A 25,705-nucleotide genomic window follows, 5' to 3' on the forward strand; every position below is an offset into this window, starting at 1 on the left:
CCTGAAAGGACCCTGCCCAGGGCCGGTACGGCCGCTCCGCGGTGCCGGCTGCCCGGAAATTTTCGGAGCCGGAGGGAATGCCCGGGCCCCGCGTCCCCTCTTCCTTGATGTCCGGCGACGTGCGCCGGGCATTGGTCTGGACCGCGTGGGAGGTGGCGTGACAGGGAGGCGGCGGCGCCGGGGCGGGGCGGAAGTCGGCCCGCCTATTCATTCCGTTCCCTTGCCGGTGATTCCGGCGAAGGAATTCCTATCAGGACGGAACACTCATCGTTGCCGATTCAACGAAGGACTGAAATGACCGGCAAGTAGCCTACGGCTGGGTAACCGTCTCGCCTCGCGGAATGGAGCCGACGAGCCCGGCCAGGTATCGCCGCGTGATGCTATGGTGACGGAAGAGTCACGCAGAGGCGTTAATTCCAGCTCGACGGGGGCGGTCGCCCGCAATCCGCATTCCTCTCGCAATTACTGAGGAGTTCAATGTGGAGCGCGGGCATCAAGCGGAGTTGGCGTCATGTCATATGCGGAATCATTCGCGATGCCTTGAGCAGTACTTGCCGCCGCCCTCGTCCGGCGCACAGAAGGGGCTGACGATGGGGGGCGCAGTGGCAACGGAAGGCGGAACCGGGTGGGATCCGGACGTACTCGCCGGCCTGGTGGCGAGGGCGCAGCGCGGGGACGCGCTGGCGATGGACGAACTGCTCGGCATCCTCACGCCCTACGTGGGGCGCATCTGTGGACCGGTGGCCCTCCAGGACGTCGCCGACGCGGCGCAGGAGACGCTCATCTCCGTTTTCCGTAACATCCGTCACCTCAAGTCGCCCGCGGCCCTCTTCGGGTGGGTACGGGCGATCGCCGTCCGGGAAGCGGTGAAGTTCGCCAAGCAACGGCAGAAGTTCGTCCCCGGAGAGTGGGAGGACCTGCCCTCGGACGAGGATCTGCACCTCGCGTCGGACATCGCCGACGTCATGCGAAGACTCGCGCCCGAACACCGCGCCGTGCTGACGCTGCGCCATGTCGACGGACTGGACGAGCGGGAGGTGGCCGAGCTGCTGGCCGTGCCCGTCGGGACGGTCAGGTCCCGCCTGTTCCGCGCCCGCCGGTCATTCCGCAGTGTGTGGGAATGACCGGGCCTCGACCCGCTCCCGCAGGCGGTCGAAGAGGGCGCCGGTCCGGCTCGCCGCCCGCAGCGCGCGCACCCGGCCCACGACCTGGCCTCCGGGGAACCGCAGCGTACTGAAGAAGGCGAACCTGCATCCGTCCCCCTCGGGGACGGCGGCCATGCCGCTCGCCAGGACCTTGCTCTGCATCAGGCACCAGCCGGGACGCAGCACCACGTCGAAGTGCTCACGGTGCCCGATGGAGCTGACCGCCCGCCCGGACAGCCGGTCGCCCTCGCGCTCCAGGATCGTGAAGGACCGGAGTCCGGAAACGATGTGCGGGAGTTCACCCTCCAGGTCGGACGCGACGCTCCACAGGTGCTCGACCGGCACGTCGAAGTGCCGCTCGGCATAGGTCGGGTGCTTCGCGGCGGAAGCGATGACCCGCAGCCGGCGCAGCGGGTCGAGGCCGGCCGTGGGCCAGTCGCCCCGCGCTCCGTACGTCATCAGGCAACGCTCCCTCTGTGTCGTGTGCGGACGAGATTCGCACCATCCCCCTGAACGGTCAAGCTCCGGAAAAACCCGCAGGGGCGGGGAGTGCATCGACACCACGCCGCCTCTTTTCCCCTGTGGGAGCAGGTCGGCAGACGGGGCCGGAAGCCCGCTCGCCGTCCTCACCGAAGCGGAACATCAGGGAACGGGGAAGAGAAAGACCGTGCAGTCACCTATTCAGCACACCACGCCCTCGGCGGGACATTCGACCGGGTATTCCGCTCGGAAGTCGGCCGGGGACGCGGTCGGGCATTCGCCCGGGGACGCGGTCGGGCATTCGGTTCGGCATCCGGTTCGGCATTCCGTGGGGCCTCTGTTGACGCTGCCGCGCGCACTCACACACTTCCAGCCACAGATACCGGGCCTCGGCTTCGGAACCGCTTCGGTCCACGAGGGGCCGCCCGTGGCGGTCCGGGCCGCGGAGCGGTTGATGTCCCGCACCATGTCACCGCGCCGCAGGGCCGACTTCCTGACCGGCCGCAGCGCACTGCACCGTGCGCTGCGGGCGGCCGGACTCACCGCGGGCGCGGTGCTCCACGAAGGTCCGCGCCCCCGGCTGCCCGACGGGATCTCGGCGTCGATCAGCCACTCCGAGGGCGTCGCGGTCGCCGTGGCCGGGCCGTCCGACCGGTTCCGCACGCTCGGGGTCGACCTGGAGCTGACCGGCCTGCCCCTCCAGGCGGCCCACCTGGTGCTGCGCGGCCCCGAATCGGCGCTGCTCGAACGGACCGGCGCGGCGGCGGAGCAACGGCTGCTTGCCATGTACTCCGCCAAGGAGGCCGCCTTCAAGGCGCTCAGCCCGCTTCTCGGCGCCGAGCTGCGCGCGCTGCGCGACATCCGGCTCGAACCGCACGCCGACGGCTACCTCGCCCACGCCGCACCACGGCCCGCGCTCTGCGTCCGAGTGACCGTGCGCCGTCTGCCACAGGGCGTCCTGAGCTGGGCCGTTCCGCGGGGCTGACCCCCGCCGCCCACGCCCGTGCCGGACGCCCGCGCCCACTTACGTACACACTTTCACGGAGGCCATGTCGCCATGCACGCACGCCCCTTGCTCACCCCCGCACGGGTGGCGGACTGGACGCCGTCGGACTGGCGCCGGTACCCGGCCGCGCAACAGCCCGACTGGCCGGACCCGGAGCTGCTGCGCCGGGTCCGCGCCCGCCTGGCGGGCACCGCGCCGCTCCTGCCGCCCCGGGAGATCCACGCGCTGCGGCGGACGCTGGCCACAGCCGCGCACGGGGAGGCGTTCGTCATCCAGATCGGCGACTGCGCCGAGACGTTCGACGAGCCCTCCTTCGCCACCACCGCGGCGCGCGTGGACCTGCTGCACACCACGGCCCGTACCGTGGGGAGCGCGCTGGGGCGGCCCGCGATACCGATCGGCCGCATCGCCGGGCAGTACGCCAAACCGCGCTCGTCCCACACCGAGCGGGTCGGCGACCGCGAGATCCCCTCCTTCCGCGGCCACTTGGTGAACGACCCGGCTCCCGACCCCGCCGCCCGCGTGGCCGACGCGACGCGTCTCCTCCAGGGCCACGACCACGCCCGCAAGGTCCTCGGCCTGCTGCGCGAACTCGCCGGATCGGGGATGGCCATGCCCGGCGCACCGGCCGCCGGCGCCCCCGCCGTCTGGACCAGCCACGAGGCCCTGCTGCTCGACTACGAGGAGCCGCAGGTCCGCCGTGATCCCGAGAGCGGCGACTGGTACCTGACCTCGACCCATCTGCCCTGGATCGGTGCCCGGACCTGTGAACCGGACGGCGCGCATGTGCGGTTCCTGTCCGGCGTGGCGAACCCGGTCGGTCTGAAGGTCGGTCCGGCCACCGGCCCGGAGCGGCTGGCCGAGCTGTGCGCCCGGCTCGATCCGGACCGGCAGCCCGGGCGCCTCGTCCTCATCTCCCGGATGGGCGCGGACGCGGTGCGGTCCGTACTGCCGCCGCTTGTGGAGACGGTGGCACGGCTGGGCCACCCGGTGGTGTGGGTGTGCGATCCGGTGCACGGCAATACGTACACGAGCGGTACGGGCCACAAGACCCGGCACGTCGACTCGGTGGGCGCCGAGATCCGCGGGTTCTTCGACGCGGTCCGTGAGGCCGGCGGCCGGCCCGGCGGGATCCACCTCGAAGCGACGCCCGCCGACGTCACCGAGTGTGTCGGCGGATTCCCGGGCGTCACCGAGGAGGAACTGCCGCTGCGGTACGAGACGGCGTGCGACCCACGGCTGAACGGAGCCCAGACCGCCCGGATCGCGGCGCTGGCCGCGGAGCTGTGCGCCACGGACCGCCCCTGACCGACCGCCCCTGACCGACCGCCGGACCGGCCCGCCGGGGCCGGCCCGCCCCGTACGCCCCGGTGCCGCCCGACCGTCCAGGTCCGGCGGCACCGGCGTATCAGCCTTCGACGCACCCGGCGGAAAGCGCTGGAAAAATTCTCGAATCCCGGTGGAGTGTACGAGCCGGGTTCCGACTCTTATCTGATGTCGGACGCTTCACGACGTCCGGCGAACAACCGTTCCGCACCCTCCTTCGCAACAACCCCCCTTACCAGGGCTGCATTTGCGCTGCCCACAGAGAAAAGCCAGGCCGAGCAGAGGGAAATCGCATGCCCGACGTGTCCGCACTCAACCTTGACGAAATACCGAAGCCCACCACGTCCCTCGGGATACTCCCGGCGGTCGCCGCGGAAAAGCACCCCGACACACCGTTCCTCTCCGACACGCCCTGGCGCACCTACGACGGTCCGGTGCGCACGTTCGCCGAATTCGCCGTGGCCATCGACGATTACGCCGACCGGTTCTGGGCGGCGGGCATCCGCCGCGGGGACGTGGTGGCCGTCGTGCAGCGCAACCACATCGAGGTCGAGGCCGTGATGTGCGCCCTGGGCAAGATCGGCGCCCTGCCGGCCCTGCTGTCATCCGGCATGGAGGTGGGCGAACTCCTCGACTGCTTCGCCCGGCTGGAGAACCCCTACCTCCTCGTCGACTCCTTCGGACTGTCCCGGCTGACCGAGTCCCACCACGCGGTGCGACTGCTCACCCGCGCCGTGCTCGGCCTGGAGGACGCGGACGAGACGTGGGTGCGGCCGGTCCAGGAGCGCCGGCCGCACACCGCCGACCCGCGTGATGAGGACGAGTGGTTCGTCATCACCCACTCCTCGGGAACCACCGGCTCCCCGAAGATGGCCGCGCACTCCACGCGCTCGCTGTTCGGCATGGTCGCGCCGATGATCATGATTTTCCGGGACCAGTACGCGCCCACCGACCTGAACGCCAAGCACCTGTCGTTCGTGCACGCCCGCACCTGTGCCGGCACGCTGGCCTCGCTGGAGACCGCGATGCCCGCACTGGCCATCGCCGATCCCGACCCGGCCAACGTCAAGCGGCTGATGCTGGAGCACCGCCCGAGCTCCGTCGAGACCCACCCGAACGTCTACATCCAGTGGGAGTCCCTCGCCACCGACCCGGACCGCCCCTTCTCCCACGTCGAACGGTTCATCAGCACCTTCGACGCCATGCACCCGCGCACCGTCCGCACTCTGCTCAACGCGTCGGAACACCCCGGGGCCCACTACTTCCAGGCGTACGGACAGACCGAGTCCGGCCCGATCTGCCTGCGCATCGTGACCCGCGAGGAGTCCGCGGAGTACTCGCCGCGCAACGTCGGGCACCCCGGTGGCGGCATGGAGATCCGCATCGTCGACGAGCACGGTGCCCCGCAGCCGGCGAACACGCCCGGCTTCATCGAGACCCGCTCCCCGGGACGGATGCGCGGCTACGTCGGCGGCGGTCCCATGCCGCCGGACGACGCCTGGTGGCCCATGGGCGACATCGGCCGCCGGCTCGACGACGGCTCCCTGGAGCTGCTCGACCGCATCGTCGAGCACGTCGACGGCGTCGGCAGCCTGCTGGAGAAGGAGGACCACCTCCTCGAAGCGATGCCCGAGCTCGTCGAGCTGGTCCTGGTCAAGGCCGAGGACACCGACGACAGCACCGTCTTCGCCGTCGCCTGCCCCAGGCCCGGCACCGTACCCGACCGCGAGCGGTTCCAGGCCGTCGCCGCCGAGGCCGGGCTGCCCGACCTGCAGGTGCGGTTCTGGGAGTGGGAGGCGATGCCCGTCACGGGCTCGTACAAGGTCCGCCGGTCCGTGCTCCGCCGCAAGCTCGCGGGCCGTATCCAGCGCACCGTCACGTCCGGGAAGGAGAACTGACCGACATGGTCCAGCTGTGGAACCAGCTTCTGCTCTCGGTCCACGAGGGCACCATGCTGCACACCCCCTCGCGCCAGGAGGAGCCGGTCTCGGGGCCCGCCCTGTTCGCGCGCGCCGAGCGCACGGCCGGCCGCGTCGTCGAAGCCCTCGACGGCCGCGTCCCGCGCCGTGTGGGCCTGCTCATGGCCAACGGCGAGCCGTGGGTGCGTGGCCTGCTCGCGTGCTTGCGGCTGGACGCCGCGGCCGTACCGCTGGCCCTGCCGGTGGCCTTCGGCGGAGTGGAGGCGTACGCCGCGCACGTCAGGCGCATCGTGGCCGACGCCTCGCTGGACGCGCTGCTGGTCGACGGCAGCCTGGGCAGCCGCATCGTCTCCCGGGTCGCCGCCGCCGTACCGCACCTGCCGTTCATCGACATCGGCGAGCCGCCGCACAGCACGGTGGAATTGCCCCCCGTCCGCGGCGGCGGCTCGTCGCCCGCCGTCATCCAGTACACCTCGGGCAGCACCTCCGCGCCCAAGGGCGTCGTGGTCACGCACGACAACGTCTCCGCCGGCCTCGACGCGATCGAGGACGGCACGCAATGGACCGACGAGGACGGGCTGGGCCAGTGGCTGCCGCTCTTCCACGACATGGGGCTGTTCACCATGCTCGCCTCGATACGCCAGGGCACGCCCCTGTACCTGTGGCAGCCGGGCGACTTCGTACGCCGCCCCATGCAGTGGCTCAGTGACTTCGCGGCCTCCCGGTCCACGATCCTGCCCGCCCCGAACTTCTTCTACGACTACCTGGTGGCCGCCGCGGCCAAGGGCATCCCGGACGACCTCGACCTCTCCGCGTGGCGCTACGGCGGCAACGGCTCCGAGCCCGTCCGCCGCAGCAGCCTGGAGGCGTTCCAGGAGACGTTCGCGCCCTACGGCCTGCGACCCCAGGTGGTCCAGCCGAACTACGGTCTCGCGGAAGCCACGCTGATCGTCAGCAGCGGCCTGCCGCTGTCGGACTACCGCAGCCTGCGGGTGGACCGCACCAGCCTGTCCGTCGGCGACACGGTGAAGGTGACCGCCGAGGACGGCGCCACCGCCCGCACCGTCATCTCCTGCGGCCCGCCCGTGGCGGGCCTGACCGTCCGCATCGGCGACGCCGGCGGCGCGGCGTACGAGGACGGCACCGTGGGCGAGGTGCAGATCGGCGGCGAGCCCGTCACCTCCGGCTACCTCGGCCTCCCGGCGGAGGAGCAGCCGTTCACCCCCGACGGGATGCTGCGCACCGGGGACATCGGCTTCCTGCACGACCGGGAGCTGTACGTCATCGGGCGGCTCAAGGCGATGGCCGTCGTCCGTGGCCAGAACTACTACGCCGAGGACGTCGAGGAGGTCGTCAAGGAGACGCCCGGCGTGGACCGGCGGCACTGCGCGGCCTTCGCCTGGGACGCCGACGGGGAGGAGCGGATGGTCGTGATCTGGGAGACGAAGCTCGACGGGGACCGGGCCGCCGCCGTCGGCGAGGCCATCCGGCAGCGGCTGGCCGAACACCTCGGGCTCGGCGCCGTCGAGACCGTCGCCGTCTCCCCGCAGACCCTCCCGTTCACCAGCTCCGGCAAGGTCAAGCGTTCCGGCGCGGCCGACCTCTACCGCCGGCAGGCCCCCACCCTCTCCCCTGCTTCGGAAGGACACCACCAGTGAGCGTCACCGACACCCTGGACATCGTCGTACGGGCCCTGGCCGGCCAGGCCGGCGTCCCCGCCGCCGGCATCGACACCACCAAGCCGCTCTCGGCGGTCCCCGGCATCGAGTCGGTCAAGGCCCTGCGCGCGATCACCGACATCGAGGACGAGTGTGACGTGGTCATACCCGACGACTTCCTCTTCGAGACCGCCACGGTGCGCGAGCTCGCGGACTTCGTCGCCTCCCTGGCGCGGGAGGGCGGCTCCGCATGACGGTGCAGCCCGTGCAGAACACATCCCCCGACGTGTTGCTGGGCGCGCTCGGCCGGTTCACCACCGTGCCCCGGGACATCGGCCGCTACGACACGGACACGACGACCGCCGCCCTGGCGCTGCGCGCGGAGCCGGCGCAGGTGGCCCGGCTGGCGCAGGAGGGGCTGCCGCACGTGGTGGACTCCGCCCGCGGCCCGCTGTTCGACTACGACGACGTGATGAACGTCGGCATGTTCTGCGGCACCGGTCAGACCGTGCCCGAGCTCGGACTGCGCTTCCTGATGCGGTTCGCCGCCTCGCCCCGCGCCAGTTGGTACGCACCGCGCGACTGGCGGATCGGCGTCCACCCGGCCCGTACGGCCGGCGGGGAGGAGACCGCCGCCGGGACCGCCGGACTACCCGAGGTGACGGTACGCGTACCCGACCTGACCGCCCCCGGTGTGGAGCTGCTGTCGGACGAGCCGTTCGAGGACGCGCTGCGGGTGTCCGGCTACCGGGCGACCGTACGGCTGACCGGGGCCGAGCAGACCGTACGCGATCCGCGCATCCATGAGGCGTGGAACGAGGTCGTCGACGCCCTGGCCGCCCGCCGGGTCGTCTACCAGACCGTGCCCGAGGCGCTGCGCGCCGACCACCACCGGGCCTGGGACCTGGGGATCGCCGATTGCGTGGTGGCCTCCCGGCTGCTCACCGACCGGCTGCGCGCCGCCGGTGTCGAGGCACGGGCGCGGCGCGGCTACCTGCTCGGGCTGTTCGGCAGCGACCACGCCTGGTGCGAGGTCGTCGAGGACGGCGTGCACAAGTCGCTCGACCCGGTGTTCGCCTTCGTCGCCACCGTGGGGGACGAGCGCGGTGTCGCCGAATCCCCCGAATTCGCCCGCGCCTGCTTCGGCAGCCGCTTCAACCGGCTGCTGCCGTGCCGCACGGAGAGCGCCGAACCCCTCGTCTACTTCGACGGCGAACCGGCCCCCTACTGGGCCATGGTCGGGGTCAGCGCCCGCCCCGGGAGGAACTCATGAGCGTGGCCCGTTCCCTCGTACGGGAAAGCCTGGACCACCCGGCCCTGCTGGACCGCGTCGGCGACGACGAGGACCTGGCGGGCGCCGGCGTCAACTCCGGTGAGCTCATCAAGCTCGCCCTGCGCCTGGAGGGCCACCTGGGCAGGCCCCTGGAGGACGAGGAGCTCCTCGGCCTGACGACGGTGCGTGCGGTCGCCGAACTGGTCGACGGCGAGGTGGGCTGAGATGTGGCTCACGCACCTCGTGCGCCGCGGGCTCGACCGGGACCCCGACGCCCTCGCCCTGCGGGACAGCCGCCGCGACGTCACCTGGCGCCGGCTCCACCGGGACGTCCGGGCCCTGGCGGCGTCCCTGCTGAGCGGGGACACCCGGCCCGGTGACCGTGTCCTGGTGCTGAGCGGCAACCGCGTCGAGGTCCTGGAGACCTATCTGGCGTGCGCCGCCGCCGGGCTGGTGGCGGTGCCGGTCAACCCGGCGCTCACCGACCCGGAGCTCCTCGCGATCGTCGAATCCGTGGAGCCGTCCACGGCGGTGGCCGACTCGGCGGGCCTGGCACGGCTGCACGGCCTCTGCCCCGGCCTGCCGTGCGCGGACATCGGCGGGGTCGGCGAACTGCCCGACGCGGACACCGCCTTCCAGGACGACGCGGAAGGTTCGCTGAGCGATCCGGTGCTGATCCTGCACACCTCGGCGACCACCGGCAGGGCCAAGGGCGTCGTCGTGGACCAGCGCTCGCTCCAGCTCAACGCGCTGTCCTGGCTGGCGGACGTACGGCCGGCACCCGGTACCGCGTTCCTCAACGCCGGGCCGCTGTTCCACGGCAGCGTGGTGATCGCCCTCGACCACCTCGCGGCGGGCGGCACCGTCTGCGTACTGGACCGCTTCACCCCGCAAGGCTGCCTGGCCGCCCTCCAGAACTGGAAGATCGAGCACGCCTTCCTCGTGCCCTCCATGGTCAGGCTCCTCCTCGCCGCCAGAAGCCTGGCCACCACCGACCTCAGTGCGCTGCGGCTGCTGCTGCACGGTGCGGCTCCGATGCCGTACGAGCTGGCGCGGGAGGCGCGGGAGCGGCTCGGCGCCGAACTCCAGACGGTCTTCGGCATCACCGAGGGCGGTGGCCCGGTGCTCTCGCTGCGCCCGGACACGGCCGTCGGCGAGCCGCCCGTCCCCGGCGCGGTCTGCGTGGGGGTGCCGATGCTCGGCACCGGGCTGCGGATCACCGACGACGAGGGACGCGAGGTTCCGGCGGGCACCGTCGGTGAGCTCCAGGTGTCCGGCGACGGCCTGATGCAGGGGTACTGGAAGAACCCGGACGCCACCTCCGAAGTGCTGCGCGACGGCCGGCTCAACACCCGCGACCTGGGCTGTGTCGACGGCGACGGCCGGGTGTGGGTGGTCGACCGGCGCAACGACCTGATCCTGCGCGGGGGACAGAACGTCTACCCGGCCGAGATCGAGCACACCCTCCGGCGCTCGCCCCACGTGGCCGACGTCGTCGTCGTACCGCTGGCGTCGGACGTCTGGGGGCAGACGCCGGTGGCCTTCGTACAACCCGTCTCACCCGAGCTGTTCGACGAGGCCGAGCTGCTCGGCCTGTGCGTCGAGGGGCTCGCCGCCTACAAGCGGCCCAGTCACTTCCTGCCGCTGGACCGCGTTCCGCGCAACGCGGCCGGCAAGGCGCTGCGGGCGCAGTTGCGGGACCGCGCCCACCAGCTCATCACCGAGGGGGAACACACCACATGAGCACCACCGACTACACGCGCCCCGAGGTGCTGACGGCGCTGGCCGGCGCGTGGGCGGTCCCGGTGCACGGCGATGCCGTGATCAACTGGGACTACGACCGGCGCAACGACAAGATGGTCCGCCTGTACAAGCAGGGCAAGCAGCGCCAGTGGGACATGGACGAACGCCTCGACTGGGACCACGAGGTGGACCCGGACGACCCGCTGGGCCTGCCCGACGAGTTCATCTCCATCGCCGGGTCCGCGCTGTGGGACCGGCTGCCCGAGGCGGAGCGGCGCACGATCCGCCGGCACACCAGCGGGTGGCTGTACTCGCAGTTCCTCCATTCCGAACAGGCCGCGCTGATCGCGGTGGGCAAGATCCTGCTCACGGTGGACGGCCTGGACTCCAAGCTGTACGCGGCCACGCAACTGGTGGACGAGGCCCGCCATGTCGAGGGGTTCGACCGCTTCCTGCACACCAAGATCGGGCTGCGGTACGGGCTGTCGCCGTCGATCGCCGCGATGTTCGAGCACGCCATGCGGGAACCCCGCTGGGACTTCGGGGTCCTGGCCGCTCACATCCTCGTCGAGAACATGGGTCTGGCCACCTTCGGCGTCCACCGTGAACGTCTCCAGGACCCGCTGGCCCGCGCCTTCAGCGCCTACGTCGCCCGCGACGAGGCGCGCCATGTGGCCTTCGGGCGGCTCCTGCTGCGCGAGCTGTACCCGCAGTTGAGCGCGTCCGAACTGCGCGACCGCGAGGACTTCGTCGTCGAGGGCTGCTGGGCGCTGCGGGACCGGTACGTGGACGACGACATCTGGACCACCCTCGGCTACGGCGACGAGGCCATCAAGGCCTCCCGCCGCTCGCCCGCCAAGCGCGAGTTCCGCCGGCTGGTCTTCATGCGGATCGTGCCGGGGCTCAAGGAGATCGGCATGTTCGGGCCCCGCGTGCAGGACGCGCTCCAGAAGATGGGCGTCCTCGGGTTCCAGGAGGTCGACGAGGCGGCGCTGCGCGAACTGGACGACAAGGCGGCCGTCGACGCGCTGACCAGGCGGGAGATGGACTTCCGCCGCCGCGACATCGAATCGGTCGTCGACCTCGGCCGCCCGACCGCATAACCCGGTCCATTGCGGCCGGTCCCCCCGGCGCACCCGGCACGCCCGGCGTCTGGCCCGCCCGGTACGCCCGGCCGCGTAGGCCGGTCCGATGCGGCCGGTCCCCCCGGCCGCCCGCCCACCCGGCACGTCCGGGCGAGCGGGGACGGCCCGTGCGGGGCTGTCCCGTCGGGCCGCCGTGGCCGCATGGCCGGCCGGGAGAGACCGTCGGCACCGGACATCCGGTGCCCACCGAACCAGGCCCGCCGCCGCTCGAGGTTTCCCCCGGCCCGGCGGCGGCGGGTCTGCGCGGCCCCACCCCTTGGAACAGCGGAGAAGTCACCATGCCCGTATCCACCCTGCCCTCTGCCCCGCCCACCACCCGGCTGCGCGGGCTGGCGCCGTCCGGCGCCGACACCCGGGGCCGCCGCATGCTGGCCGGCCTGGCCGACGGCACCGTGCCCGACCCGCCGGCCGCGCACACGCTCGCCCTGCCGCCCGCGACGTCCTGGCAGCCCGGGCTCATCACCTGTGAGACGGAGTTCGACGAGGCCCTCACCCTCACCCCGCACGTGGTGTTCGGAGGCTGGATCGCCTGTCTGGTCGACCACTTCGCCGGTCTGGTGATGCTGTCGGTGATCCCGGACGGAGCCCGCTTCCTGACCGCGGGGCTCTCGGTCGAGTACCACACGCCGCTGGTGCCCGGACCCGTCTCGATCGAGACCGGGCTGACCAGTTGTTCGAGCCGGCGCGCGGTGGCCGAGGTGCGCTTCGTACAGGACGGACGACGCGCCTGCACCGGCACCGTCGAGCAGATCGTGCACCGCGGCGGAGGCCGCGATGCGTGAGACCGAACTGGCGCCGGAGCACTTGGCGTTCCGCGATATGGTGCGCGACTTCGTCGAGCGGGAGATCGTCCCCTTCCACGCCGAGTGGGAGCGCGCCGGTCTGGTCGACCGCGAGGTGTGGCGTGCCGCGGGCAAGGCCGGGCTGCTCGGCATCGACGTACCCGAGGAGTACGGCGGTGGCGGCGTACGCGACTTCCGCTACCAGGCGATCATCAGCGAGGAGATCATGCGGGTCGGCGCGACCGGCGTCGGCTTCGCGCTGCACAACGACGTGGTCGCCCCCTACCTGCTGGAGCTCGCCACCGATGAGCAGAAGCGGCGGTGGCTGCCGGGGTTCTGCTCGGGCGATCTGATCACCGCCATCGCCATGACCGAACCGGAGGCCGGCAGTGACCTCCAGGCGGTGCGCACGACCGCGTACCGGGACGGCGACGCGTACGTCCTGAACGGTGCCAAGACCTTCATCACCAACGGCATCCACGCCGACCTGGTGATCGTGGTGGCCAGGACCCAGGCGGGACGGGGCTCACGCGGCCTGAGCCTGCTGGTGGTCGAGCGCGGCATGCCCGGCTTCGAGCGCGGCCGCAAGCTGGAGAAGATCGGCATGGCGGCGCAGGACACCGCGGAACTGTTCTTCGACGACGTGCGGGTACCGGCGGCCAATCTGCTGGGCCGGCCCGGACGGGCCTTCCTCCACCTGGCCAACAACCTGCCACAGGAGCGGCTCGGCATCGCCGCGTACGCCGTGGCGGCCGCGGAGACCGCGTTCGCGCAGACGCTGGCGTACTGCAAGAACCGCCACGCGTTCGGGCAGCCGATCGGCGGCTTCCAGCACATCCGCTTCGAGCTGGCCGAGCTGGCCACCGAGCTGGACGTCGCCCGCACCTACGTCGACCGGGCCATCGGCGAGCACAACGCCGGCCGGCTCGACGCGGTGGACGCCGCCAAGGCGAAGTGGTGGGCCACCGATGTGCAGCGCCGGGTGCTGGACCGCTGCGTACAGCTGCACGGCGGTTACGGCTTCATGCGCGAGACGCCGGTGGCCCGGGCCTTCGTCGACAACCGGGTGCACCCGATCTACGGCGGAACCAACGAAATCATGAAAGAGATCATCGGCCGGGACCTTGGCGTCTAGGCCCGCCCGTGGAGCCCCTGAGCATCCCGACTTCCCACCGGAACGGAGACATCACGTGAGGGACAGGCAGCTCGAGGTCTGCGTCATCGGCGTCGGACCCCGTGGCCTATCCGTGCTGGAGCGGCTCTGCGCCGACGCCGGCGAATACGCCCCCGGCACCACGGTCGTGGTGCACCTCGTGGACCCCGATCGCCCCGGCGCGGGCGGAGTCTGGCGCACCGACCAGTCCCACCACCTGCTGATGAACACGGTGGCCTCGCAGGTGACCCTGTTCACCGACCCCAGCGTGGAGATGGCGGGCGTCCTCGCCCCGGGGCCGAGCCTCTACGAGTGGGCCCGCGGCCTCACCCGGCCGGGCGGCGAGGCGCGGTACGACGACCAAGTGCTCGCCGAGGCCCGCGACCTGACCCCCGACTCCTACCCGACACGTGCCTTCTACGGCCACTACCTCGAGTGGGTCTTCGCACAGGTCGTCCGCACCGCCCCGCCGGAGGTCCGTGTCGTCGTCCACCCGATGCGCGCGGTCCGGCTCCAGGACGAGGCGGACGGCCGCCAGTGCGTGACGCTGGCGAACGGAACCCGCGTCGGCGGCCTGGACGCGGTCGTCCTGGCGCAGGGACACCTCCCGCTGCGGCCCGACGAAGGGGAGCTGCGGCTCGTGGGCTTCGCCGAGGCGCACGGGCTGACGTACGTCCGGCCGGCCAATCCCGCGGACGCCGACCTGTCCTCGGTACGGCCGGGCGAGGCGGTCGCCCTGCGCGGCCTGGGCCTCAACTTCTTCGACCATATGGCGCTGTTCACCCTCGGCCGCGGCGGTACGTTCGAGCGCCTGGGCGGCACCCTCGTCTACCGCCCGTCGGGCCGCGAACCGAAGCTGTACGCGGCCTCCCGCCGTGGTGTCCCGTACCACTCGCGGGGCCGCAACCAGAAGGGCGCGCACGGCCGGCACCACTCCTGGCTGCTGACCCCCGGCAAGCTCGCGGAGCTCCGCGACACCGCCGCGCTCGGCGGCCTCGACTTCTCCCGGGACCTGTGGCCGCTCATCGCCAAGGAGGTGGAGACGGTCTATTACGCGGCCCTCCTGACCCGCCGTTCCGGCGCCCGTGCCGCACGCCGGTTCCGGGACCGGACGCTCGCGCTGCCCTGGGGAGCACCACAAGAGGCCGTCCTCCTGGCCGAGTTCGGGATCGCACCCGAGGAGCGCTGGGACTGGGACCGCGTCGCACGCCCCTACGGCGACCGCTCCTTCCGGGACGGGGACGACTACCGGGCCTGGCTGCTCGAAGTCCTCCGGGAGGACCTCGCGGCAGCCGAAGAGGGCAACGTGGACGGCCCGTTGAAGGCGGCCCTCGACGTACTGCGGGACCTGCGCAACGAGATCCGGCTGGCCGTCGACCACGGCGGGCTCACCGGCCGGTCCCACCGGGACGACCTGGAGGGCTGGTACACCCCGCTCAACGCCTTCCTGTCCATCGGTCCGCCGCCCAGCCGCATCGAGGAGATGATCGCTCTCATCGAGGCGGGCGTCCTCCGGGTCCTCGGCCCCGGCATGCGTGTGTCGGCGGACGAGCGGGCCGGTGTCTTCACCGTCGAGTCGCCCGCCGTGCCCGGTTCGCGGGTCCGGGTGACCACGCTGGTGGAGGCCCGGCTGCCCGAACCCGATCTGCGGCGTACCGCTGACCCGCTGCTCCGGGACCTGGCCGCCACCGGGCAGTGCCGTGCCTTCGCGATACCCGACCCGGAGGGTGGCGGTCATGAAACCGGCGGGCTCGCGGTCACCGACCGCCCCTACCGGGTGATCGACGCCAACGGGCGGGCCCATCCGCGCCGCTTCGCCTACGGCGTTCCGACGGAGTCCGTGCACTGGGTGACCGCGGCCGGCATCCGGCCGGGCGTCAACTCCGTCACGCTCGGCGACTCCGACGCCATCGCGCTGGCCGTGCTCGGCCTCGCCGCCCAGGCCGGGACGCGTGTGGCGGCCGTCGGGCAGCAGCCCGCCGTCCCCACCGCCTAGCGGGTGCCCCCCACCGGGCAGCCCCGCCAACCCACCACCCAGCAGACCCCACCACTCAGAAGGCCCCACCACCTGGAAGGCCCCAGTGACAACCTCTTACTCCCTGCCGGAAACAGCCCCGGACACCGGACTCCTCTCGCCGGTGCGCGCCGGAGTCGCGGCCGAGTCCGCCACCGGCGACACCGCCTGTCTCCAGGCCATGCTCGACGCGGAATCCGCACTGGCGCGCGCCCAGGCCCGTCTCGGTACGGTGCCCGCGCCGGCCGCCCGGGCCATCACGGCCGCCGCGCGGGCGGAGCGGTTCGACGTGCGGGAGGTGGCCCTCAGATCCCGCGCGGCGGCCAACCCGGTGGTCGCGCTCGTGCGGCTGCTAGCCGAGGCCGTGGCGGAACGGGACCCGGAGGCCGCCCACTACGTCCACCAGGGCTCCACCAGCCAGGACATCCTCGACACCGCCCTCATGCTGGTCGCCGCCCGGACCACGGACCTGGTGCTGGCCGACCTGGACCGCACCGCCGGGGCGCTGGCCGGCCTCGCGCGCCTGCACCGGGACACCCCGATGGCGGCACGCACCCTGGGCCAGCACGCCGTGCCCACGACGTTCGGGCTGAAGGCGGCCGGCTGGCTGGCTGCCGTACTGGACGCGGAGGAGCGGTTGCGCCGGGTCCGGGACGGCGGGCTGCCCGTTCAACTGGGGGGCGCGGCGGGCACCATGGCCGGCTATGTCGAGTACGCCCGCATCCACGACCCGTCCGGCTCGGCCTCGTACGCGGCGAGGCTGCCCGCCGCCGTCGCCGCCGAGCTGGGTCTGGCCGATCCCGGCGTCCCCTGGCACACCGTGCGGACCCCGGTGTCCGCTCTCGCCGCCGCGCTCGCCCTCACGACCAGCGCCCTGGGCACCTTCGCGGCCGACGTACAGTTGCTGTCCCGTACCGAGACGGCCGAGGTGAGCGAGCCGGCCGCCGACGGCCGGGGCGCGTCCTCCGCCATGCCGCACAAACGCAACCCCGCGCTGGCCGCCCTGATCCGCTCCGCCGCCTATCAGGTGCCGGGGCTCGTGAGCACCCTCACCCACGTATCGGTCACCGACGACGAACGGCCCGCCGGTGCCTGGCACGCCGAATGGCAGCCGTTGCGCGAGTGCCTGCGGTTGGCCGGTGGCGCCGCCCACACCGCCGCCGAACTGGCGGAGGGCCTCACCGTGCACGAGGACCGGCTGCGCGCCAACCTCGGACTCACCGGTGGCCTGGTGGTCTCCGAACGGCTCGCCGCCGCCCTCTCGCCCGAACTGGGCCGGGCGCCCGCCAAGGCACTGGTCGGCACGGCGTCGGCGCGGGCCGCGAGCGGCGGGCGGCACCTGGCGGAGGTCCTGGCCGAGGACCCCGCGCTCGCCGGGCGGGAGGCGGCGCTGCGAGAGCTGTGCGACCCCCGGCACTACACCGGGGCCGCCGGGCTCCTGGTGGACCGGGTGCTGGCCCGGTTCGAGCGCACCCGCCGACGCGGGACGGCCCGGCCGGCGACGGATCCAGGGGGCTGCGGCCACTCCGACGGCGTGCCCGCCGACCTTCCGCTCCGCCACCCCGACGACGAGTTGAGGACCACACGATGACCGCGAGCACACGCCGGTGGATGACGCCGATCGGGGTGGAGGTGACACGTCTGTCCGAACCCATGGACCCCGACCAGGCCGCGGCGGAACTGGCCCGCCTGGAAACCGCGCTCGACTCCCGCAGGGGTCTGCTGCTCTCCGGGCGAACCGACCAGCCCGGCCGGTACCGGCCGCACGACCTGGGCCATGTCGACCCGCCCGTCGAAGTGAGCGCCACCCGGGATCGCGTCGTGCTGCGCGCCCTGAACGAGCGGGGCCGGGTGCTGCTGCCCGCCCTTGCCGCCGTACTCGTCCCGCACGGGGCGTGCCACGATGCCGAGGCCGGCACGATCACCGCCGAGGCCGGCCGCGCCCGGCACCGCGTCCCGGAGGAGGACCGCACCCGGCGCCCCTCCGTGCTGACCCTGCTGCGCACGGTCGTCACCGGCTTCGCGAGCCCGGACGACCCCCTCTGGGGGCTCTACGGGGCGTTCGGTTACGACCTCGTGCTGGAGTTCGACCCCGTACCGCTGCATCAGGACCGTGACCCGGGGGACCGCACCATGGTGCTGCACCTTCCGGACACGATCCTGGAGATCGACCGGCGTGCCGGCACCGCCGTGCGGCACAGCTACGACTTCGGCTACGCCGGCCGCGCCACCACCGGACTCGGCCGGGAGACACCCGACGCGTCGTACGGCGGGCCGGCCGAGCCGGCGGCGTACCGCGACCACGCCCCGGGGGAGTACGCGCAGTTGGTGCGCCGCGCCCAGCAGCACTTCCACGACGGGGAGATGTTCGAAGCGGTCCCGGGCCAGAGCTTCCACCGGGCGAGCACCGCGCCCCCCAGCGACATCTTCCGCAGGCTCCGCAGCCGCAACCCGGCCCCCTACGGCCTGCTGATGAACCTGGCCGAGGGGGAACACCTCGTGGGCGCCTCGCCCGAGATGTTCGTACGGGTGGACCCGGCCGACGCCACCGTCGAGTCGTGCCCGATCAGCGGCACCATCGCCCGCGGCCGCGGGCCTCTGGAGGACGCCGAGCAGATCCGCACGCTGCTCGCGTCCCGGAAGGAGGAGTCGGAGCTGACGATGTGCACGGACGTGGACCGCAACGACAAGGCCCGGGTCTGTGTGCCGGGCACCGTCGAAGTGCTGGCCCGCCGCCAGATCGAGCTGTACTCCACGCTCATCCACACCGTCGACCACGTCCGCGGCCGGCTGCGCAGCGACCGCGACGCACTCGACGCGTTCCTGTCCCACATGTGGGCCGTCACCGTCACCGGGGCGCCCAAGCGCGCGGCCATCGCGTTCATCGAGGAGCACGAGCGCAGCCCGCGTCGCTGGTACGGCGGGGCGGTCGGCCGGATCGGCTTCGACGGCGGCATGGAGACGGCACTCACGCTGCGCACCATCCAGATCCGGGACGGGATCGCCACGGTACGGGCGGGGGCGACGCTGCTGTACGACTCCGACCCCGACGCGGAGGAGCGCGAGACGCTGCTGAAGGCCCTCGCGCTGCTGGAGGCCGTGGAGAAGGCCGGGAGCGGCGAGCCGGCCCGGACCGCGCTGACCCTGCCCCGGCCGCGGAAGCCCATGCCCGGCCCGGCCGCGGACCGCGGTGCTCCGCGCCGGGTACTGCTCGTCGACCACCACGACTCCTTCGTGCACACCCTCGCCGACTACTTCCGGCAGGCCGGTGCCGAGGTCACCACCTACCGTGCCGGCTTCCCGCCGTCGCTGCTCGACGCCTTGGCGCCCGACCTCCTGGTCCTGTCACCGGGGCCCGGCCGCCCCGCGGACTTCGGCATGTCGGGACTGCTGGACGCGGCGCTGGAGCGCGGACTTCCGGTCTTCGGCGTGTGCCTGGGCCTGCAAGGCCTGGTCGAGCACTTCGGCGGGACACTCGGCACGCTGCCGGTGCCCGTGCACGGGAAGCCGTCCCCCGTCGTACTGACCGGTGACGGGGGAACGCTGTTCAAGGGGCTCCCCCCGCGCATCAGGGCCGGGCGCTACCACTCCCTGTACGCCGAGCCCAGCACGCTGCCCGAGGTGTTCGAGGTGACGGCCCGGACCGTCGACGGCACGGTGATGGCCATCGAGCACCGGGAACTGCCCATGGCGGCGGTCCAGTTCCACCCGGAGTCGATCATGACGATGGAGGACGGGGCCGGGCAGACCTTGATAGCCAATGCCGTCACCGGCCTGACCCGCACCGCCGCGGCACCCGCCGCCGCCGGGAGCGCCCGGTGAACGCCCAGCAACCGGCCGGACACGAGCCACCGGGGCAGGAGCCGCCCGCGCCGAAGCCGTCCGCGCCGAAGCCGCCCGCGCAGGAGCCGCCCGCGCCGGAACCGCCCGCGCCGGAGCCGCCCGCGCCGGAGCCGCCTACGCCGGAGCCGCCTACGCCGGAGCCGGTGGCCTTCGGGGGGCGCTTTGTGGACCCGGGCCGGCCGGCCCGCGACATCCCCCGCTCGGCCTTCACCCGCGGCGCCCGCCTGGCGTCCCTCCCCCTCGGCTTCGCCGGCCGCTCGGCGCTGCGGATCGGTAAGCGTCTCGTCGGCCGGCCGGTCGACCTCGCGACGGCCGAACTGCAGCGCCGCACCGGGCAGCACCTCTTCCGCGTGCTCGGTGAGCTCAAGGGCGGCGCCATGAAGTTCGGCCAGATGCTGTCGGTCTTCGAGGCGGCCCTGCCTCCCGAGGTGATCGGCCCGTACCGGAACGCGCTGACGATGCTCCAGGAGTGCGCGCCCGCGCTGCCCGCCGCACGTGTCCACGCGGTACTGGCGGCCGAGCTGGGGGAGAACTGGCGCGAGCGGTTCACGTCCTTCGACGACACCCCGGCGGCCGCCGCCTCCATCGGCCAGGTGCACAAGGCGGTGTGGGAGGACGGCCGCACGGTGGCGGTGAAGATCCAGTACCCCGGGGCCGGTGAGGCACTGCTCGGCGACTACGCCAAACTGGGCCGGCTGATCAAGATGTTCGCCGCCGTCTCCCCCTCGCTGGACGTCCAGCCCATGCTCGACGAGTTGCGGGAGCGGATCGCCGATGAGCTCGACTACCGCCTCGAAGCGGCGGCGCAGAAGCGGTTCGCCGCCGCGTACGACGGTGATGAGGAGGTCGCGGTTCCCGGCGTCGTGGCGTTCACCGAGCGGGTGCTCGTCACCGAGTGGATGGAAGGGACGTCGCTGAGCACCCTCATCCGGGAGGGAACCCAGGAGGAACGGGACCGGGCGGGCCTCCTGTACGCCCGCTTCCTGTTCTCCGGGCCCGAGCGCGCCGGGCTCCTGCATGCCGACCCGCATCCGGGCAACTTCCGGATGCTCGATGACGGTCGTCTCGGCGTCATCGACTTCGGGGCCGTGAAGCACCTCCCCGACGGCTTCCCGCCCGCGCTCGGCACCCTCAACCGGTTGGCCCGGGAGGGTGATTGGGCAGCCGCGCACGAGGTCCTCGTACAGGAGGGCTTCGTCAGGCCGGGCGTCCCGCTCGACGATGCCGCGCTGGCCTCCTTCCTCCTGCCCATCGCGACGCCGTCGACCGGCGAGACCTACCGCTTCACGCGCGAATGGCTCCGGGAGGAGGTGGTGCCGGCGGTGGACCTGCGCAAGGACGGCCTGCTGCGCCGCTTCAACCTGCCGCCGTCCTACGTCCTGGTGAACCGGGTGGTCGGCAGTGCCACGGCCGTCCTGTGCCAGATGGAGTGCGAGATCCCGTACCGGGCGGAGGCCCTCCGCTGGCTGCCCGGATTCGCCGTCGCCGAGGGCTGATGTGCCGACACCACCCGCACACGGGTGTTCCGGCGCGTTGAGCCGCCCCGCCGGGGCGAACCGGCGCGCCGGAGCGGCCGGCGGGGGCCGAGCGGGCCGCCGCGTGGTGGACAACGGGTGCCCCCACCGTGCGGTCAGTGGCGCCCCCGGCAGGACTCGAACCTGCGGCCAAGCGCTTAGAAGGCGCCTGCTCTATCCACTGAGCTACGGGGGCCGGTGGTGGCCTTGTGGCCTGGAGCCCCTGCTGGGTGGTCCGTGACCTCGCCGGGGACAAGGATAGGGCTCCGATCGCCTTGACCCGGTCGCTTCACCTGCGTGGCACGATGTGGAGGTTCGGTGAAGCGAACCGATAATCGCAGGTAGGTGCGATTCCCGCAGCGCTTTTCGCGTCTCACGCCTCGGGTGTTGTCTACTCGTTATGCCTGCGCCCCACTCATCCCGTCTGTCCCGTGTGTCTGATCGGCGCGCAGAGGGCGCCATACGCTTCAAAAAGGTCATGAAATTGGGCATTCTTCGCATGTGGTGACCTTGGACGTACGGCCTCAGCTCATCGACGCACTCTCCGCCCTGCGCGACCGTGTCGCCGCCGTGCGTCTTCCACTCCCCCTTCCGGGTGCGCCACGGGCGCGGCAGACGCGGGCCGAGTTGCTCGCGCAGCTCGATGACTATCTGGTGCCCCGCCTGAAGGAACCCGAAGCGCCGCTGCTCGCCGTCATCGGGGGGTCCACCGGGGCGGGGAAGTCGACGCTCGTCAACTCGCTCGTCGGGCGGCGGGTCAGCGAGGCCGGGGTCCTCAGACCCACCACGCGTACCCCCGTCCTCGTCTGTCATCCGGAGGATCACCACTGGTTCGCCGGGATGCGGGTGCTGCCGCAGCTCACGCGCGTGTGGACGCCCGGGGGCGGGGACGGGGACGGGGAGGCGGACGGGGACGCGGGGCAGGAGCGCGCCCTGCGGGTGGAGACCGCCGACACCGTGCCGCGCGGGCTCGCGCTGCTCGACGCGCCCGACATCGACTCGCTCGTCGTCGAGAGCCGCGAGCTCGCCGCCGAGCTGATCTGCGCCGCCGACGTGTGGGTGATGGTGACCACCGCCTCCCGGTACGCCGACGCCGTGCCGTGGCACCTGCTGCGTACCGCGAAGGAGTACGACGCCACGCTCGTCACCGTCCTCGACCGGGTGCCGCACCAGGTGATCAACGAGGTGTCGCGGCAGTACGAGGCGCTCCTCGTCCGCGCCGGTCTGGGCGACGTGCCCCGGTTCACCATCCCCGAGCTGCCCGAGTCGGCGGGCGGCGGCAGCGGCCTGCTGCCCGACACCGCCGTCGCCCCGCTGCGCGCCTGGCTGGCGCACCACGCCCAGGACCCCGCGGCCCGGCAGCAGGCCGTCGGGCGCACGGCCGGCGGGGTGATCGACTCGCTGAACGTCCGCATGCCGGAGCTGGCCGGCGCCGTCGCCGCCCAGTACGCCGCCGCCGTGCGGCTCACCGGCGCCGTCCAGGCGGCGTACGAGCAGGAGGGCGAGCGGGTACGCCGCGAACTGCGGCGCGGCGCCGTCCTCGCCGGTGACGCCCGCACCCGCTGGCGCGGCTACCCCCGCGACTGCTCGGCCACCGAACTGCTCGACTCCCTCGCCGAGTCCCTGACCGCCCTGCTCCAGTGCGCCGTCGCCGCCGCCGACGATCACGTACGGGAGTCGTGGCGGCGTGAACCGGCGGCCCGCGCGCTGGACACCGGACCCCAGGCGCCGGCCGGGCCCGACCGGGAGACCGGCGAGCGGATCGGGATGGCCGTACGGCGCTGGCGGCGCGTCCTGGAGGAGCTGGCCGAGGACGAGGTACGGCGGATGGACCGGGCCGTCGCCCCCGACGCGGAGACCGCGGCGGCGCTCCTGGCGGCCGCCCTGCTCGGCGGGCGCCGGGCGCGCGGCGCCGGGGAACGGCTCGCCGAGCTGCTCGGTGCCCAGGGCGCCCTGCGGCTGCGCGACCGGGGCGGCGAGCTGGTGACCACGTACATCGATCGCGTACTGGACGAGGAGCGGACCCGGCGGCTGGAACCGCTGCGGGCCCTCGACGTGACCCCCGAACCGCAGGCCGAGCTCATCGCCGCGCTGTCCCGACTGCAGAAGGAGAGGTGACGGCGGTGAGCGCCGTTGACGAACGCTGGGACGACGGACTGATCGCCCGCCGCGCGCAGGAACAGGCACTGCGGCAGGCCCTGGAGGACGGCGGACCCCTGGCGGACGAGCCGCCCGCGCCGATCGGCGAGGCGTACGCGGGGACGCTGCGTACGCGGCTCGACGCCCTGCGGGAGCTGGTCGGGCTGTCCCGGACCCGGCTGGACGGCGAAACGCTCGCCGAGGCCGGGCGGGTGCTGGACGAGGCCGCCGCGCGACAGCGGCTGTCGTCGCGGCACACCGTCGTCGCCATCGCCGGCCCCACCGGCAGCGGCAAGTCGACGCTGATCAACGCGCTGGCGGGAGTACCCGTTTCGGAGACCGGACTGCGACGGCCCACCACGGCCAACCCCATCGCCTGCACCTGGTCCGAGGGCGCCGCCGGGCTGCTGGACCGGCTCGCCATCCCGGGCCGGCTGCGGCGCCGGCCACTGGCGGGCGGCGTCGGTGACGAGGCGTTGCAGGGCCTGGTCCTGATCGACCTGCCCGACCACGACTCGGCCGTCACCGCGCACCGCGAGCAGGTCGACCGGGTGCTGGCCCTGGTGGACGCGGTGATCTGGGTCGTCGACCCGGAGAAGTACGCGGACGCGGCGCTGCACGAGCGCTACCTGCGCCCCCTCGCCGGCCACGCCGAAGTCACGTTCGTCGTCCTCAACCAGGTCGACCGGCTGCCGGGCGACGCCGCCCACCAGGTGCTGGACGATCTGCGACGGCTGCTCGACGAGGACGGGATGGCGCTCGGCGAGCACGGCGAACCGGGCGCCACCGTCCTCGCCGTCTCGGCGCTCACGGGCGAGGGCGTGGGGGAACTGCGCGACATCCTCGGGGCGTTCGTGCAGGGCCGCCGCGCCGCCGAGCGGCGCCTGTCGGCGGACGTCGACGCGGCGGCGGCCCGGCTGCGCCCGGTGTACGTGGCCGACGGTCACCCCGGGCTGGGGGAGCGTTCCCGCGAGGACTTCGGCGCGCGGCTCGCGGTCGCCGTCGGAGCGCGGGCGGCCGGGGAGGCGGCGGAACGCGAGTGGCGGCGCAACGCGGGACGGGCGTGCGGCACGCCGTGGCTGCGGCTGTGGCGCTGGTACGAGCGGCTGCGCACGCAGGGAAGCGGTTCGGAAGGGGACGGCGAACCGGAGGCCGTGGTCGCCGCGGAGGACGAGCTGACGGCACGCCAGCGCGTCGAGCAGGCCGTGCGGGTGGTCGCGGAGGAGGCGGCGCGCGGGCTGCCGGTGCCCTGGGCGCAGGCGGTGCGCGAGGCGGCGGTACGCGGGTCGCGCGGGCTCCCGGAGGCGCTGGACGAGCTGGCCGTGTCGGTGGGCGCGCCGCCGGCGGGCGGGCGGCCGCCCCGGCCCGCGTGGTGGCCGGCCGCCGTGCTGGCCCAGGCGGCCATGACGCTGCTCCAGTTCTACGGCGCCCTGTGGCTGGTCGGCCAGATCGTCGGCGTACTGGAGCCGGGGCTGGTCCCGCCGGTCCTGATCATGCTGGCCGGCATCCTCGGCGGGCCCCTGGTCGAGTGGGCGTGCGCGGCGGCGGCCCGGGGGCCCGCCCGGCGGTACGGGCAGGAGACCGAGCGCCGGCTGCGGGAGGCGGCGGCGGGGTGCGGGCGGGCGATGGTCCTCGACCCGATCGCCGCGGAGCTGATGCGGTACCGGGAGGTGCGCGAGCGGTACGCGCATGTGGCGCGCGGTCGCGCGGAGGGCGGGGGGCCGGGCGCGGGAGCGGGGGCCACGGCGGTCGTGGTGTGACGCTCGGTGGCTGAGTGCCTTGGGCCGAGGCCCTTGGGCGGAGTGCCTTGGGGGTTGGGTCGGCCGGTTGGGCGTCCCTCTTGCGGGTGGTGGAGTTCTGCACAAACGGGGGCTTGTCCACAGGGCCGAGCGGGATTTTGGCGGGCGGGCCAGCATGAGCTCAGTCAGCAGGGCTCAGTCAGCAGGGCTCAGTCAGCAGGACGACCGCGAGGGGTGGGTGTCATGAACGACACGATGGTGACCGTAGTGGGCAATGTCGCGACGAGCGTCGATTACCGCGAGACCGCGACGGGAGGCATGGCGAAATTCCGGTTCGCCGCGACGGCGCGCCGCTGGGACCGCGAGAAGGCGGGCTGGGTCGACGGGCACACGAGTTTCTACACGGTGTGCGCCTGGCGGGCGCTCGGCGCCAATCTGGCCGCTTCGGTGGCGGTCGGTGACCCGCTGGTGGTGCACGGGCGGCTGAAGGTGCGCGAGGAGGACTGGGACGGTCAGCGCAGGACGTTCGTGGACATCGAAGCGTCGGCGGTGGGCCACGACCTGACGCGCGGGACCTCCGCGTTCCGAAGGGTGTTGAAGGGTGAGCCACGTGCGGTGGACCGGCCGGACGCGGTGCCGGTCGCGGTGCCGGTCACGGTGCCCGACACCGTGCCGGAGCCGGGTGGCGGGGAAGCGGGCGCCGAGGTGGACCGACCGGCGGAGCTGGTGTCGTGACGGTGCGTCAGGAGAGGACCACCGAGCGGCGCGGGGACGTGGAGATTCGACGGGCGCGGACCTGCTGAAACGGGTTCGCGATAACGATTGC

At 73.0% G+C, this 25,705-nt stretch carries 20 protein-coding genes and 1 tRNA gene; 19 read left to right on the forward strand and 2 right to left on the reverse strand.

What is annotated here, in order from left to right:
• Window positions 1-602 precede the first annotated feature (602 nt).
• The gene (locus tag ACZ46W_RS28205) at window positions 603-1,124 is read left to right on the forward strand and encodes an RNA polymerase sigma factor (protein WP_468343145.1); all 522 of its coding nucleotides are present in this window, start codon (window positions 603-605) and stop codon (window positions 1,122-1,124) included.
• Here the strand turns inward: ACZ46W_RS28205 and ACZ46W_RS28210 are convergent.
• Entirely contained in the window at window positions 1,101-1,604 is a 504-nt protein-coding gene (locus ACZ46W_RS28210) for a hypothetical protein (RefSeq protein ID WP_468343147.1), read from the reverse strand. The two genes, ACZ46W_RS28205 and ACZ46W_RS28210, sit on opposite strands and share 24 nt — an antisense overlap.
• A 475-nt stretch (window positions 1,605-2,079) precedes the next feature.
• Between ACZ46W_RS28210 and ACZ46W_RS28215 the strand changes: the two genes are divergently transcribed.
• The 15 genes from ACZ46W_RS28215 (at window position 2,080) to ACZ46W_RS28285 (ending at window position 20,983) form a co-directional block, all read left to right on the forward strand.
• Window positions 2,080-2,610 carry a 4'-phosphopantetheinyl transferase family protein gene (locus ACZ46W_RS28215; RefSeq protein ID WP_468343150.1) on the forward strand — a complete coding sequence of 177 codons (531 nt, stop codon included), beginning with the start codon at window positions 2,080-2,082 and terminating at the stop codon, window positions 2,608-2,610.
• 72 nt (window positions 2,611-2,682) lie between these two features.
• On the forward strand, window positions 2,683-3,939 hold the full coding sequence (locus ACZ46W_RS28220) for a 3-deoxy-7-phosphoheptulonate synthase (RefSeq protein WP_468343153.1): 1,257 nt from the start codon (window positions 2,683-2,685) through the stop codon (window positions 3,937-3,939).
• Window positions 3,940-4,250: 311 nt separating this feature from the next.
• Window positions 4,251-5,855 (forward strand): class I adenylate-forming enzyme family protein, encoded by a 1,605-nt coding sequence (locus tag ACZ46W_RS28225; RefSeq protein ID WP_468343156.1) that lies wholly within the window; start codon window positions 4,251-4,253, stop codon window positions 5,853-5,855.
• Window positions 5,856-5,860: 5 nt separating this feature from the next.
• On the forward strand, window positions 5,861-7,534 hold the full coding sequence (locus tag ACZ46W_RS28230; protein ID WP_468343159.1) for an AMP-binding protein: 1,674 nt from the start codon (window positions 5,861-5,863) through the stop codon (window positions 7,532-7,534).
• On the forward strand, window positions 7,531-7,788 hold the full coding sequence (locus ACZ46W_RS28235; protein WP_468343161.1) for an acyl carrier protein: 258 nt from the start codon (window positions 7,531-7,533) through the stop codon (window positions 7,786-7,788). Before ACZ46W_RS28230 ends, ACZ46W_RS28235 begins: the two co-directional genes overlap by 4 nt.
• An 11-nt stretch (window positions 7,789-7,799) precedes the next feature.
• On the forward strand, window positions 7,800-8,807 hold the full coding sequence (locus ACZ46W_RS28240; protein ID WP_468343164.1) for a hypothetical protein: 1,008 nt from the start codon (window positions 7,800-7,802) through the stop codon (window positions 8,805-8,807).
• A complete protein-coding gene (locus ACZ46W_RS28245) occupies window positions 8,804-9,031 on the forward strand; it encodes an acyl carrier protein (protein ID WP_468343167.1) in 228 nt (75 codons plus the stop codon). The genes ACZ46W_RS28240 and ACZ46W_RS28245 overlap by 4 nt, the downstream gene beginning before the upstream one ends.
• A 1-nt stretch (window position 9,032) precedes the next feature.
• Entirely contained in the window at window positions 9,033-10,550 is a 1,518-nt protein-coding gene (locus tag ACZ46W_RS28250; RefSeq protein ID WP_468343170.1) for a class I adenylate-forming enzyme family protein, read from the forward strand.
• Window positions 10,547-11,653, forward strand: coding sequence for a diiron oxygenase (locus tag ACZ46W_RS28255; RefSeq protein ID WP_468343173.1), 1,107 nt, complete (start codon window positions 10,547-10,549; stop codon window positions 11,651-11,653). Before ACZ46W_RS28250 ends, ACZ46W_RS28255 begins: the two co-directional genes overlap by 4 nt.
• A 320-nt stretch (window positions 11,654-11,973) precedes the next feature.
• Complete coding sequence (locus tag ACZ46W_RS28260) at window positions 11,974-12,477, forward strand: PaaI family thioesterase (protein ID WP_468343177.1); 504 nt, start codon at window positions 11,974-11,976, stop codon at window positions 12,475-12,477.
• Complete coding sequence (locus tag ACZ46W_RS28265; RefSeq protein WP_468343180.1) at window positions 12,470-13,612, forward strand: acyl-CoA dehydrogenase family protein; 1,143 nt, start codon at window positions 12,470-12,472, stop codon at window positions 13,610-13,612. The genes ACZ46W_RS28260 and ACZ46W_RS28265 overlap by 8 nt, the downstream gene beginning before the upstream one ends.
• Window positions 13,613-13,667: 55 nt before the next feature.
• Complete coding sequence (locus tag ACZ46W_RS28270; protein WP_468343183.1) at window positions 13,668-15,626, forward strand: FAD/NAD(P)-binding protein; 1,959 nt, start codon at window positions 13,668-13,670, stop codon at window positions 15,624-15,626.
• 85 nt (window positions 15,627-15,711) lie between these two features.
• Window positions 15,712-17,235, forward strand: coding sequence for a nitrosuccinate lyase (locus ACZ46W_RS28275; protein ID WP_468343186.1), 1,524 nt, complete (start codon window positions 15,712-15,714; stop codon window positions 17,233-17,235).
• Window positions 17,232-19,466, forward strand: a complete 2,235-nt coding sequence (locus ACZ46W_RS28280) for an anthranilate synthase component I (protein ID WP_468343189.1) — start codon at window positions 17,232-17,234, stop codon at window positions 19,464-19,466. The genes ACZ46W_RS28275 and ACZ46W_RS28280 overlap by 4 nt, the downstream gene beginning before the upstream one ends.
• Before the next feature lie 185 nt (window positions 19,467-19,651).
• Complete coding sequence (locus ACZ46W_RS28285) at window positions 19,652-20,983, forward strand: ABC1 kinase family protein (protein WP_468343192.1); 1,332 nt, start codon at window positions 19,652-19,654, stop codon at window positions 20,981-20,983.
• 138 nt (window positions 20,984-21,121) lie between these two features.
• Here ACZ46W_RS28285 and ACZ46W_RS28290 read toward each other — a convergent pair.
• Window positions 21,122-21,197, reverse strand: a tRNA-Arg gene (locus tag ACZ46W_RS28290).
• A gap of 314 nt (window positions 21,198-21,511) precedes the next feature.
• Between ACZ46W_RS28290 and ACZ46W_RS28295 the strand changes: the two genes are divergently transcribed.
• From ACZ46W_RS28295 to ACZ46W_RS28305, 3 genes are all read left to right on the forward strand, one after another.
• Window positions 21,512-23,119, forward strand: a complete 1,608-nt coding sequence (locus tag ACZ46W_RS28295) for a dynamin family protein (RefSeq protein ID WP_468343433.1) — start codon at window positions 21,512-21,514, stop codon at window positions 23,117-23,119.
• Window positions 23,116-24,900, forward strand: a complete 1,785-nt coding sequence (locus ACZ46W_RS28300; protein WP_468343195.1) for a GTPase — start codon at window positions 23,116-23,118, stop codon at window positions 24,898-24,900. Before ACZ46W_RS28295 ends, ACZ46W_RS28300 begins: the two co-directional genes overlap by 4 nt.
• Before the next feature lie 222 nt (window positions 24,901-25,122).
• Window positions 25,123-25,614: a single-stranded DNA-binding protein gene (locus ACZ46W_RS28305; RefSeq protein ID WP_468343198.1), complete on the forward strand. Its 492-nt coding sequence runs from the start codon at window positions 25,123-25,125 to the stop codon at window positions 25,612-25,614.
• Window positions 25,615-25,705: the final 91 nt, after the last annotated feature.

The organism is Streptomyces sp. NPDC031064, assembly GCF_055570965.1.

Excerpts from the sequence above, each read along its gene's own strand:
- ACZ46W_RS28220 (WP_468343153.1), top strand. The coding sequence starts at position 2,683 with ATGCACGCACGCCCCTTGCTCACCCCCGCACGGGTGGCGGACTGGACG.
- ACZ46W_RS28255 (WP_468343173.1), top strand. The coding sequence starts at position 10,547 with ATGAGCACCACCGACTACACGCGCCCCGAGGTGCTGACGGCGCTGGCC.
- ACZ46W_RS28265 (WP_468343180.1), top strand. The coding sequence starts at position 12,470 with ATGCGTGAGACCGAACTGGCGCCGGAGCACTTGGCGTTCCGCGATATG.
- ACZ46W_RS28210 (WP_468343147.1), bottom strand. The coding sequence starts at position 1,604 with ATGACGTACGGAGCGCGGGGCGACTGGCCCACGGCCGGCCTCGACCCG.
- ACZ46W_RS28215 (WP_468343150.1), top strand. The coding sequence starts at position 2,080 with ATGTCCCGCACCATGTCACCGCGCCGCAGGGCCGACTTCCTGACCGGC.
- ACZ46W_RS28225 (WP_468343156.1), top strand. The coding sequence starts at position 4,251 with ATGCCCGACGTGTCCGCACTCAACCTTGACGAAATACCGAAGCCCACC.
- ACZ46W_RS28280 (WP_468343189.1), top strand. The coding sequence starts at position 17,232 with ATGACCGCGAGCACACGCCGGTGGATGACGCCGATCGGGGTGGAGGTG.
- ACZ46W_RS28305 (WP_468343198.1), top strand. The coding sequence starts at position 25,123 with ATGAACGACACGATGGTGACCGTAGTGGGCAATGTCGCGACGAGCGTC.
- ACZ46W_RS28250 (WP_468343170.1), top strand. The coding sequence starts at position 9,033 with ATGTGGCTCACGCACCTCGTGCGCCGCGGGCTCGACCGGGACCCCGAC.
- ACZ46W_RS28260 (WP_468343177.1), top strand. The coding sequence starts at position 11,974 with ATGCCCGTATCCACCCTGCCCTCTGCCCCGCCCACCACCCGGCTGCGC.
- ACZ46W_RS28230 (WP_468343159.1), top strand. The coding sequence starts at position 5,861 with ATGGTCCAGCTGTGGAACCAGCTTCTGCTCTCGGTCCACGAGGGCACC.
- ACZ46W_RS28245 (WP_468343167.1), top strand. The coding sequence starts at position 8,804 with ATGAGCGTGGCCCGTTCCCTCGTACGGGAAAGCCTGGACCACCCGGCC.